10 protein-coding genes are annotated in these 11,866 nt (G+C 67.2%); 7 read left to right on the forward strand and 3 right to left on the reverse strand.

All coding sequences use genetic code 11. From position 1 onward, the window contains the following. Nucleotides 1-26 precede the first annotated feature (26 nt). Entirely contained in the window at nt 27-764 is a 738-nt protein-coding gene (locus QM732_RS12485; RefSeq protein WP_415656456.1) for an RNA methyltransferase, read from the reverse strand. Between the two features lie 101 nt (nt 765-865). Between QM732_RS12485 and QM732_RS12490 the strand changes: the two genes are divergently transcribed. The 3 genes from QM732_RS12490 (at nt 866) to QM732_RS12500 (ending at nt 3,758) form a co-directional block, all read left to right on the forward strand. Beyond that, complete coding sequence (locus tag QM732_RS12490; protein ID WP_415656457.1) at nt 866-1,813, forward strand: inositol monophosphatase family protein; 948 nt, start codon at nt 866-868, stop codon at nt 1,811-1,813. 133 nt (nt 1,814-1,946) lie between these two features. Then, on the forward strand, nt 1,947-2,984 hold the full coding sequence (locus QM732_RS12495) for an IS110 family transposase (RefSeq protein WP_415654893.1): 1,038 nt from the start codon (nt 1,947-1,949) through the stop codon (nt 2,982-2,984). A gap of 459 nt (nt 2,985-3,443) precedes the next feature. After that, nucleotides 3,444-3,758: an energy transducer TonB gene (locus QM732_RS12500; RefSeq protein ID WP_415656458.1), complete on the forward strand. Its 315-nt coding sequence runs from the start codon at nt 3,444-3,446 to the stop codon at nt 3,756-3,758. A 147-nt stretch (nt 3,759-3,905) separates the two neighbouring features. On the opposite strand, the gene QM732_RS12505 is transcribed toward QM732_RS12500, so the two are convergent. After that, a complete protein-coding gene (locus QM732_RS12505) occupies nt 3,906-4,985 on the reverse strand; it encodes a hypothetical protein (protein WP_415656459.1) in 1,080 nt (359 codons plus the stop codon). 101 nt (nt 4,986-5,086) lie between these two features. Between QM732_RS12505 and mutS the strand changes: the two genes are divergently transcribed. Continuing rightward, nucleotides 5,087-7,657, forward strand: a complete 2,571-nt coding sequence (gene mutS, locus QM732_RS12510) for a DNA mismatch repair protein MutS (RefSeq protein ID WP_415656460.1) — start codon at nt 5,087-5,089, stop codon at nt 7,655-7,657. Here the strand turns inward: mutS and QM732_RS12515 are convergent, their stop codons facing one another. Beyond that, nucleotides 7,658-8,383 carry a hypothetical protein gene (locus QM732_RS12515; protein ID WP_415656461.1) on the reverse strand — a complete coding sequence of 242 codons (726 nt, stop codon included), beginning with the start codon at nt 8,381-8,383 and terminating at the stop codon, nt 7,658-7,660. Nucleotides 8,384-8,486: 103 nt separating this feature from the next. On the opposite strand from QM732_RS12515, the gene QM732_RS12520 reads away from it, so the two are divergent. Genes QM732_RS12520 through kdsA form a run of 3 tightly spaced genes read left to right on the forward strand, consistent with a single transcriptional unit; the run spans nt 8,487 to nt 11,866 of the window. Then, nucleotides 8,487-9,299, forward strand: coding sequence for an alpha/beta fold hydrolase (locus QM732_RS12520; protein WP_415656462.1), 813 nt, complete (start codon nt 8,487-8,489; stop codon nt 9,297-9,299). Between the two features lie 58 nt (nt 9,300-9,357). After that, nucleotides 9,358-11,007, forward strand: a complete 1,650-nt coding sequence (locus QM732_RS12525) for a CTP synthase (protein ID WP_415656463.1) — start codon at nt 9,358-9,360, stop codon at nt 11,005-11,007. 1 nt (nt 11,008) lies between these two features. Continuing rightward, entirely contained in the window at nt 11,009-11,866 is an 858-nt protein-coding gene (gene kdsA / locus QM732_RS12530; RefSeq protein WP_415656464.1) for a 3-deoxy-8-phosphooctulonate synthase, read from the forward strand.

The following is an 11,866-nucleotide window of genomic DNA, read 5'->3' on the forward strand; positions in this document are numbered from 1 at the left end:
GGAGAGGCCAGCCAGTGTAGGCGCGCCTACCTTGGGCCTGCTGGCGCTGCGGTCTTCTGCATCTGTCGGGCGATGCCGCGCAGGATGTGAACCTCCTCGTTCGTGAGGCCGGCCCGGTTGAAAAGCTGGTTGAGTCGAGGCATCAGCTTCTTGGGCGCGGCGGGGTCGAGGTAGCCGATGTCGGTCAGCGCCGCCTGCAGGTGCTCCAGCAGGCCCTGCACGGCGCGGGCATCGGCCAGCTCGGGATCGGGCGTGCGTGGCTGCACGCCGAAACCGCCTACGGCCTGGCGCAAGTCGTAGGCCAGCAGCTGCACGGCCTGGGCAAGATTCAACGAGCCGTAGTCGGGATGCGTCGGGATGCTGAGCACCGCGTGGCAGCGGTAGACGTCCTCGTTGCTCATGCCGTAGCGCTCCGAGCCGAACACGAGGGCCAGTCGCGGCGCCGCCTCGCGCGCAGCCAGTTCGGCGAACAAGGCTCGCGGCTCGCGGGTGGGCGGGCCAAAGTCTCGAGGTGTCATGGCCGTGGCGCAGGCAAAGTCCACGCCGTCCAGCGCCTCGGCCAGCGTGGGCACCACGCGGGCACGGGCCAAGATGTCGGCCGCCCCGCTGGCCATGGCCACCGCTTCCTCGTGGCACAGCACGTCGGCAAAGCGCGGCGCCACCAGCACCAGGTCACGAAAACCCATCACCTTCATCGCCCGCGCCGTCGCACCGACGTTGCCTGCATGGCTGGTGTTGATGAGAACGAAGCGTGTGGATTCCACGGGTTTGTACGGGGCTAGCGGCTAGAATCGCGCAATTATCCGGGGCTTGGCCCCGCCGCTCTTTCCTCCTGTCAGCCCCTTCTTCCCAGCGAGTGCACCGCATGCAGCAGACGTCTCTCCATCCCATGCTCAATGTCGCCATCAAGGCGGCGCGCGCGGCCGGCGCCATCATCAACCGAGCCTCGCTGGACCTCGAAGCTCTGCGCATCAACACCAAGAGCCCGAACGACTTCGTCACCGAGGTCGACCATGCCTGTGAAGGGGTGATCATCGAGACACTGCTGGGCGCGTACCCCGACCACGGCATCCTGGCCGAAGAGTCCGGCCGCACCCACGGCGCCAAGCATTCCGAGTTCGTCTGGATCATCGATCCGCTGGACGGCACCACCAATTTCATCCACGGCTTGCCGGTGTACTGCGTATCCATCGCGCTGGCGCACCGCGGCGTCGTGCAGCAGGCCGTGGTCTACGACCCGACCCGCAACGACCTTTTCTACGCCACCAAGGGCCGCGGTGCCTTCCTGAACGACCGACGCCTGCGCGTGTCCAAGCGCACCCGCATGAGCGACGCGCTGATCGGCACCGGCTTCCCCTTCCGACGCGGTGACAACTTCAAGCGCTACGTGAAGATGTTCGAGGAGGTCATGCAGCATTGCGCCGGCCTGCGCCGCCCGGGGGCCGCCGCACTGGACCTCTGCTACGTCGCCGCCGGCTACTACGACGCCTTCTTCGAGACCGGCCTGCAGCCCTGGGACCTGGCGGCGGGCTCGCTGATCGTCAGCGAGGCCGGCGGCCTGATCGGCAACTTCACCGGCGAGGCCGACTTCCTGCATCAGCGTGAGGTCGTGGCCGGCAACCCCAAGATCTACGCGCAGCTCGTGACGATGCTGGCCCCCTACACCCGCGTCATCAAGGAAGAAGACGCCGCCGCTCCGGCACCGTCTGCCGCGGAGGCTGCGGCTGCGCCGGCGCCCGCGCCGGCCGCCCCACGCAAGCGCGGCCCCGTGCGAATCAAGAAGGACGAAGTCGGCGGCGACGCTCCGGTCTGAGCCCGGCACGCCCCCTAACACCAGCCCTCCTCGCGAGGGCTTTAATGAGATGGTCACCCCCATCTCCGTGTTTGCCCCGAACACCCCGGTGACATAAGTTGCCGGGGTGTTCTTCTATGTGGCGGAGGTCATCATGGACTCTGTGACGCTGGTCGGCATCGACCTGGGCAAGCATTCGTTTCACCTGCACGGCCAGGACCGCAAGGGCCTGGCCGTGTTCCGCAGGAAGCTCAACCGCAAGCAGTTGGTCGAGTTCTTCGCCAAGTTCCATCCCTGCACGGCCGTGATGGAGGCCTGCGCCGGCGCGCACTACCTGGCGCGCAAGTTCATCGCGATGGGTCACGAGGTCAAGCTGATCTCGCCCCAGTACGTGCGTCCGTTCGTGAAGGGCAACAAGAACGACTTCATCGACGCCGAGGCGATCTGCGAGGCCGCCTCGCGGCCCACCATGCGCTTTGTCGTCCCCAAGACCGAGGCACAGCAGACGCTGTCCATGCTGCACCGTGTGCGTGAGTCACTGGTTCACGATCGCACCAAGACCGCCAACCAGATGCACGGCTTCCTGCTGGAGTTCGGCATTGGTCTGCCTGTCGGCTTCGCCGTTATCAAGCGGCTGCCGGCGCTGTTGGCCGAGCATGAGGATCTCCCGCCACAGTTCGTGTCAGTGTTGGAGCGTCTTCACGAGCACTTCAAGTACCTCGACGGGCGGATCGCCGAAGTCGAGAAGCAACTGAGCCAGCAAGTTCACGAGGACGACCTGGGCCAGCGGCTCATGACGCTGCCGGGCGTGGGGCCCATCACCGCCAGCGTGCTGGCCGCCAAGATGGGCGACGGGCATCAGTTCGCCAGCAGTCGCGACTTCGCGGCCTCGCTCGGGCTGGTGCCGCGCCAGTACAGCACCGGCGGCAAGGCCACGCTGCTGGGCATCAGCAAACGCGGCGACAAGAACATGCGACGGCTGCTCGTGCAGTGCGCCCGGGTCTTCATGCTGTGCATGCATAAACACCCGAGCCCGCTGGCCGACTGGGTGCACGCGCTGCTCACGCGCCGTCACTCCAACGTCGTTGCCTGCGCGCTGGCTAACAAGCTCGCGCGCATGGCCTGGGCGCTGGCGCGCGGGCACTCGGTCTATGAGCCGGGCAAGTTGCGACCAGAACCGGCAGCCGCCTGAACTCCAGCTCCCTTCTGCTCTTCAACCCCAACCGGGGCACCCAACAGGTTTTGCGACCGCTGTAGCAGTGATGACGTGAACGGCCCATTCGGCCTGGCAGGCATCCAGATCGTAAAAACGGCGACCAACGCCGAGGCTTTTTTAAGGACTGCCAGGTGCGACTCTCATCGTGGCGCAGGGATCAACGATCCCTATCCAGACGCCGGATAGATTTACGCAAACCATCTTCACCTCAACCTGCATTCAGCCCTTGCAAAAACGGGGGTGACCATAGATTTTGCGCCCGCGCCGTGACGAAGTTGGCGGGGGCGGCAACTACGGGCAAACCCGAGCATCGCGGCGTGACTTATGCACGGCCACCCCCCTTACCCGTGGGGGGAGGCCTCGCCAGAATACGTTTTGCAACACGGCCAAAAGCCGTCTATTCCATCAATCCAAATCGCCGAAAGAAGCCCTCTGATGTTTGCCCGTACCGCTGTCGCCCTCGCCCTCGCCGCCGCCGCCTCCATGGCTCACGCAGATGCCAAGATTCTGAAGAAGGTGGCCCCTGAGTACCCCGGCGAGGCCATCAAGAAGAACATCAACGCCGGCAGCGTGCGCGCCAAGATGACCATCGCTGGCGACGGCAAGGTCTCGGGCGTCGACATCGTCGAAGCCGAACCCAAGCGCGTCTTCGACCGCGCCGCCATCGACGCGCTGAGCCAGTGGAAGTTCGAGGGCACGGGCGCTGCTCAGACGCACGAAGTCAAGCTGGTCTTCAAGTCGGAAGACTGAGCAGGTGCCGAAGACCGGCCCCGCGGCTTGTCAGGCACCTCGCGAACGTCAAGCGGCCTGCGGGCCGCTTGACGTGAAAGACAACCAAGGCCCGCGACAGCGGGCCTTGTTCTTTGTCATTGGACATTTGTCATTGGGCACACTGCCCTAGTCTGACGCCGTCGCCGCAGCAAGCCCTGCAGCCTCCAGCGTGAAGCGGAATCCCGCCCGCACGTCGACGGCCCGGCCCAGCGGTGCATAAAGCGTCACCAGCGTGCTGGTGGACTCGCGCCAGCCCACGCCTGCCCGGCCGACCACGGCCATCCACCAGCGGCCGTCCAGCCACACGGCCAGGCGGCGCAAGTCCACGTTCGAATAGCTCGACAAAAAGAGGTGGGAGTCACGGCTCTCGCCGCCCAGTACCGGCAACTGCAGCGCCGGATCACCCGCAGCGCCGGGGCCGGCATCGGGCAGGCGCAGCGATGCGCGCATGAAACGGTCTGGATCGCGCCCATCGGCGAAGGCCTGCGGCTCCAGGCTGGCACCACCCCGACGGTCGTCGTCGTACGCCTGGGCCAGGTCGCGCGCCAGCGCCGCAGCGGCATCGCACCAGTCTGTCTCGCCCTGGCAGCGCCGCTCGGTCTGGCGCAACCGTTCCCGCAACTTCAGCGCCAGCGAACAGGCCTGGGTCCAGCCCTTGCCGTCCCAGGTCGAGACGCGGTAGTGCTGATCCAGGCCGAGCATCGAATCCGGCCCGCCCACAACCAGCGCCGGCTGCCCCTGCACCGTGGCGAAGAATGCCGACTGCGTGACGCACAAACCCATGGCCTGCTCACCCCTGATTGGCGTCTCCAGCACCCGCGCGGGCAAGCCGGGCCGGGCTTCCACCAGCACGTAGCTCTGGCAGTTGGCGGTGCCCGCCACCTGGTCCACACGATGGACCGAGGTGCCCTGCAGGCGTTCAATGGACAGCGACTGCTCCGGGCCGGCACCCAGGACCTGGCGCCAGCGCGGGTTCTCCAGCAACTCCTCCTCGACCGCTGACAAGGCGGCCCGCGGGTGACGCGGCTCCTGGCGCCGCAACCAGGGCGCCAGAGGCTCAGGCCCATGCCACGCCGAGTCCGGCAGCTTGCGCGCCTGGGCGGCCACATCGGCACAGACCGACGGCCCGGCCTGCGCCGCCATGCAGGCTAGCGCGACCATCGCGCAGGCCAGCCGCGCAGCGCGCGGCACCAGGGAACGTGTCATGTCCGTGTCCTCCATGCAGGCGACCCCGTGCCGCCCGCTTAAACTGCCCCGCCGATTAAAGCCCTCCGCCGAGGGCTTTGCTATTCCTAAAAAAGATCTCGATGAGCCAGCCCGCCGACTTCAGCGCGCACACGCCGATGATGGCCCAGTACCTGGGCCTCAAGGCCGATTTCCCGGACACGCTGCTGCTGTACCGGATGGGCGACTTCTATGAGGTCTTCTATGACGATGCGCGCAAATGCAATGCGCTCTTGGACATCACGCTGACGCAGCGTGGCCAGAGCGCCGGCCAGCCGGTCGTCATGGCCGGCGTGCCGGTGCATGCGCTGGAGAGCTATCTCGCCAAGCTCATCAAGCTGGGCGAGGCGGTGGCCATTGCAGAGCAGGTGGGCGAGGTCGGCGCCGGCAAGGGGCCGGTGGAGCGCAAGGTCGTGCGCGTCGTCACGCCCGGCACCATCACCGACACCGAGCTCCTGGCCGACAAGCAGGACGCCGTGCTGCTCAGCGTCAGCAGTCAAGGCCGCCGGCACGGGCTGGCCTGGGTGTCGCTCACGCAGGGCGAGATCGGCCTGGCCGAATGCAGCGACGTCGAGCTGCCGGCCTGGCTGGCTCGGCTGGTGCCGGCCGAGATCCTGGTCAACCGGGAACAGCAGCCGGCGAGTGTCATGCGCGCGCGCTTCCCGGTCACGAACCGCCCGGGATGGCAGTTCGACGCCGCCCTGGGTCAGCGCAAGCTGTGCGAGCAGTTGGGCGTGGCCAACCTGCAAGGCTTTAACGCACATGAGCTGCCACTGGCCCACGCCGCCGCCAGCGCCTTGCTGGCATTTGCGGAGCACACCCAGGGCCGCGCTCTGGCCCACGTGCGCTCCTTGCGCGTGCAGCGCGCCAGCGAGCTGATGGACCTGCCGCCGGCCACGCAGCGCAATCTGGAGCTGGTGCAGACGCTGCGTGGCGAGTCGTCGCCGACGCTGTTCTCGCTGCTGGACACGTGCAAGAGCGGCATGGGCAGCCGCATGCTGCGCCAGTGGCTGCTGCACCCCAAGCGCGACCGTGGCGAGGCCGTTGCACGCCATGAAGCCATCGCGGCCCTGCATGCAGAAGGCTTCGAGCCGCTGCGCGAGGCGCTGAAGTCGGTCAGCGACGTCGAGCGCATTGCCGCCCGCATTGCGTTGCGCCAGGTGCGCCCGCGCGAGCTGACCGGTCTGCGCGCCACGCTGCAGGCCCTGCCCGCACTGCGCACGACCACCCCGGCCGCATTGCGCGACGCAGCCATGACTCCGCCGGCCGACATCCTGGAGCTGCTGGAGCGCGCCATCGCTGCCGAGCCAGCCCTGCTGCCACGCGATGGCGGCGTCATCGCCGACGGCTTCGACGCCGACCTGGACGAGCTGCGCGGCATCCAGCAGAACTGCGACGGGTTCCTGCTCGATCTGGAGACCCGCGAGCGCGCTCGCACCGGCATCGCCAACCTGCGCGTGCAGTTCAACCGGGTGCACGGCTTCTACATCGAGGTCACGCAGGGCCAGGTCGACAAGGTGCCGATGGACTACCAGCGCCGGCAGACGCTGAAGAACGCCGAGCGCTACATCACGCCGGAGCTCAAGGCCTTCGAAGACAAGGCGCTGTCGGCCCAGGAGCGCGCGCTGGCGCGCGAGAAGCTGCTGTACGAGCAGGTCATCGATGCGCTGATCAGCCGCCTGGAGCCGCTGACGGCGCTGGGCCGCACGCTCGCCGGCCTGGATACGCTGGCGGCCCTCGCCGAGCGCGCCATCACGCTGAACTGGTGCCGTCCGGAGTTCATCGGCCAGCCCTGCTTGGAGATCGAGGCGGGCCGCCACCCCGTCGTGCAGGCCCGCCTTGCCGAGACCGGCGGTGCCGAGTTCATGCCCAACGACTGCCGGCTGGACGCGCGCACGCGCATGCTGGTCATCACCGGCCCCAACATGGGCGGCAAGAGCACCTTCATGCGCCAGGTGGCGCTGATCGCGCTGCTGGCAGCCATCGGCTCCTACGTGCCCGCCACCAGTTGCCGGCTCGGGCCGATGGACGCCATCCACACCCGCATCGGCGCGGCCGACGACCTGGCCAACGCGCAGTCCACCTTCATGTTGGAGATGACCGAAGGCGCGGCCATCCTGCATTCGGCCACCGACCAGTCCCTGGTGCTGATGGACGAGATCGGCCGGGGCACCTCCACCTTCGACGGACTGGCCCTGGCGAGCGCCATCGCCAGCCACCTGCACGACAGGACCCGCGCCTTCACGCTGTTCGCGACGCACTACTTCGAGCTGACCGAGTTCCCCGCCAAGCATCCAATGGCGCAGAACTGGCACGTCTCGGCCGTGGAGAGCGGCGAAGACATCGTCTTCCTGCACGAGCTGCAGGCCGGCCCGGCCAGTCGCAGCTACGGCGTGCAGGTCGCCCGGCTGGCCGGCATGCCCGCCAGCCTGGTGCGCCAGGCGCGGGCGACGCTGGAGGCGCTGGAAGCGCGCTCCAACGCGGCCGACGACCAGTTCGACCTCTTTGCCGCCCCGCCCGCGCCACCGCCGCTTCCGGAGCCCAGCGAGCTGGTGCAGGCGCTGGAGCAGGTGGACCCCGATGCGCTGTCACCACGCGAGGCGCTGGAGGCGCTGTACAGGCTCAAGCAGCTGGCCGCGGCAAGCCGCAAGTAGCTATTTCCTGGAGCGGTCGATGCGCACCCGCGCATAGCTTTCGCTCGGCACGGGCCAATAGGACGCGTAGGAAACAACGCGCGCAGTCAGATGGAAGGCGCGCAGCGAGACGCCGTCCAGGCTGAACTCGGTCGCCGTCTTCTCACCCGCTGCAAGGCGCAGCGAGCCATCCTCGCGGCGCGGCAGCCGGGCGCGCTCCCAGCGCGCCAGCGGCGCCCGCCAGAGATCTTCGACTTCATGCAAGATGACGACGTCGCTGGCGATGTCCGCCATCCAGTGCGGGCCGCGCTCAACGGTCAGCCTGACCAGCAGACGGGCGGGATCGGCAGGATCCCGTTCGGCGGACAGGCCCACGGAGGTCGTCGCGAACATGGCGCCGGCCACCAGCCGATACAGGAAGTAGCCAAGCGCCAGGATCGGCGTACCCAGCTTCCAGAAGGCATCGAACGTCTTCAAAGCGTCTGAACAGGCCAGCGTGAGCACCAGCAACACCATCACGACAACCGCGATGCCGACAAAGCCGGCCGCCACGAACATGGGAAGCACGGCTTGAGGCAGGGACTCCAGGCCGCCGCTCTGCCTGCGCAGCTTGGTGTCGAAGTGCTCGTTCACCCGCTGAAACCCGATGGCGACCACCACCAGCACGGCCAGGAACACGAACCAGATCCCGGCGGCCAGCTCGGGTGTCACCTCGAGGGCGCCAGTGGGGCAGTCACTCCATGCCATTGATGAGGCTCCAGAGGCCATTCCTGCAGCAAAGGCTAGGCCGTACAGACGCGACCTGCACCCCCAGGGTTGGGGACGAAGCGCGGGCTGCGAAGATGCCGACATGCCCGTCAAACACCAACGTACCCTCGTCTTTTCCCACGCCAACAGCTACCCCGCCGGCTGCTACAACGTGCTGTTCGAGCGCTGGCGCGCGGCCGGCTGGCGCGTCGAGGCGCTGGACCGCTTCGGCCACGACCCGCGCTTCCCCGTCACGGGCGACTGGCGCAAGCTGCGCGACCAGCTGCTGCATTTCATCGATACCGAAGTGAAGCCCGAGGGCCAGGTCGCCCTGGTCGGTCACTCGCTGGGCGGCATGGTCAGCCTGCTGGCGACCTGCCGCCGCCCGGAACTGGTTTCAAAGCTGGTCATGCTGGACTCGCCCGTCGTCACCGGCTGGAAGGCCGCCGCCGTCGCGATGGCCAAGACGACCGGTCTCATCCATCGATACGGCCCGTCGAGGATTGCCCGCGAGCGCCGCCACGCCTGGCCGGACCGCGAAGCCGTCCGCCAGCATTTCTCGGCCAAGAAGATGTTCGCCCGCTGGGATCCGCGCGTGCTGGCCGACTACATCTCGGCCGGCTTCGAGACCGCGGACGACGGCCAGGTGCGCCTGCGCTTCCGGCGCGAGGTCGAGGCCCACATCTACCGAACGCTACCCCACCACCTGCCATTGCTGCTGCGCCTGCGACCGCCGCAGTGCCCGGTCGCCTTCGTCGGCGGCACGCGGTCGTCCGAGCTGCGCCAAGCCGGCTCGGCTGCGTCCATGAAACTGGCTGGCGAGCACTGGCGCTGGATGGAAGGCAGCCACCTCTTCCCCTTCGAGAAGCCTGACGAGACGGCGGACTTGGTGCTGGCGCTGCTGGAGGCGGCCTGACGGTCTCGTACAATCGCAATTTCCCACCACAGCATGCTGTTCTGGCGTGCTGCAAGACATGACCAAATACGTCTTCGTCACTGGCGGTGTGGTGTCCTCCTTGGGCAAGGGCATCGCGTCGGCCTCCCTGGCTGCCATCCTCGAATCGCGCGGTCTCAAAGTCACCCTCATCAAGCTGGACCCGTACATCAACGTCGACCCTGGCACGATGTCGCCGTTCCAGCATGGCGAAGTCTTCGTCACCGACGATGGCGCCGAGACCGACCTGGACCTGGGCCACTACGAGCGCTTCATCACGACGCGGATGAAGAAGGCCAACAACTTCACCACCGGCCAGATCTACATGTCGGTGCTGGAGAAGGAGCGCCGTGGCGACTACCTCGGCAAGACTGTGCAGGTGATCCCGCACATCACCAACGAGATGCAGGAGTTCATCCGCCGCGGTGCCGGTCAGGGCACGCCCGAAGCCGTAGACGTGGCCATTGTTGAGATCGGTGGCACGGTGGGCGACATCGAGTCCCTGCCCTTCCTCGAAGCTGCGCGCCAGATGAGCCTGAAGGCCGGCCCGAACAACGTCGCCTTCGTGCACCTGACCTACGTGCCGTGGATCGCCGCCGCCGGCGAGCTGAAGACCAAGCCCACCCAGCACACGGTGCAGAAGCTGCGCGAGATCGGCATCCAGCCCGACGCGCTGCTGTGCCGCGCCGACCGCCGCATCCCCGACGATGAGCGCGAGAAGATCTCCCTCTTCACGAACGTGCCCGAGTACGGCGTGATCTCGATGTGGGACGTGAACACCATCTACAAGGTGCCGCGCGTGCTGCACGAGCAGGGCCTGGACCAGCTCATCTGCACCAAGCTGCAGCTCAACACCAAGAGCGCCGACCTGAAGCGCTGGGACAACCTCGTGTTCGAGGTCGAGAACCCCAAGGAGCAGGTCACCATCGCCATGTGCGGCAAGTACACCGACTTGTCGGACTCGTACAAGTCGCTCAACGAAGCGCTGCGCCACGCCGGCATCCATAACCATGCCGGCGTGAAGATCGAGTACGTCGACAGCGAGACGCTGACGCCCGAGACGGTCGGCGAGCTCGGCAAGTTCGACGCCATCCTCGTGCCCGGCGGTTTCGGCAAGCGCGGCGTGGAAGGCAAGATCCTGGCCGCCCAGTACGCCCGCGAGCACAAGCTGCCCTATCTGGGCATCTGCCTGGGCATGCAGGTTGCCACCATCGAGTACGCCCGCCACATGGCGGGCCTGGAGAACGCCAACTCCACCGAATTCGACCCCGGGACGCCCCACCCCGTCATCGCGCTTATCGACGAGTGGCAGGACGCCGACGGCAGTATCCAAAAGCGCGATGCCAACTCCGACCTCGGCGGCACCATGCGACTGGGTGCGCAGAGCTCCGACGTCAAGCCAGGCACGCTGGCCGCGGACATCTACGGTCCGGTCGTCAACGAACGCCATCGCCACCGCTACGAGGCCAACGAGCACTACCTGGACCGCCTGCAAAAGGCCGGCCTCGTCATCTCCGCCATCACCCAGCGCGAGAAGCTGACCGAAATGGTCGAGCTGCCGCAGGATGTTCACCCCTGGTTCGTCGGCGTGCAGTTCCACCCCGAGTTCAAGTCCACGCCCTGGGGCGGGCACCCGCTGTTCACGGCCTTCATCAAGGCCGCCCTGAACCACAAGCACGAAGGTCACTGACATGGAACTCTGCGGCTTCCAGGCCGGCATCGACCGCCCGTTCTTCCTGATCGCGGGTACCTGCTCGATCGAGGGACTGCAAATGTCCCTCGACGTGGCCGGCCTGCTGAAGGAAGCCTGCACGGCGCTCGGCATCCCGCTGATCTACAAGGGCTCGTTCGACAAGGCCAATCGCTCCTCCGGTACGTCCAAGCGCGGCGTCGGCATGGAGGCAGGCCTGAAGATCCTTGACGAAGTGCGCCGCCAGACCGGCCTGGCCGTCCTGACCGACGTGCACGACGCCTCGCAGGTGGCCGAGGTCGCCAGCGTCGTGGACGTGCTGCAGACGCCGGCCTTCCTGTGCCGCCAGACGGACTTCATCCGTGCCGTGGCGCAGTCGGGCAAGCCCGTCAACATCAAGAAGGGCCAGTTCCTCGCCCCCTGGGACATGAAGAACGTCATCGACAAGGCCCGAGCCGCAGCCGCCGAGGTGGGCCTGTCGCAAGACCGCTTCCTCGCTTGTGAGCGCGGCGTCAGCTTCGGCTACAACAACTTGGTCGCCGACATGACCAGCCTTGCCGAGATGCGCAACACCGGCGCGCCGGTGGTGTTCGACGTCACCCACTCGGTGCAAAAGCCCGGGGGCCTGGGCGGCTCCAGCGGCGGCGCCCGCGAGATGGTGCCCGTGCTGGCACGCGCCGGCGTGGGCGTTGGCGTGGCGGGCCTCTTCATGGAGACCCACCCCAATCCGGCCGAAGCCTTCAGCGACGGCCCCAACGCCGTGCCGCTCAAGCACATGAAGACCCTGCTGGAACAACTGGTGGCGCTGGATCGCGTCGTCAAACAGCAGCCTCTTCTCGAGAACGACTTCAGCTGCTGA

It is taken from the genome of Roseateles sp. (assembly GCF_047654805.1).
GTDB lineage: Bacteria > Pseudomonadota > Gammaproteobacteria > Burkholderiales > Burkholderiaceae_C > Pelomonas.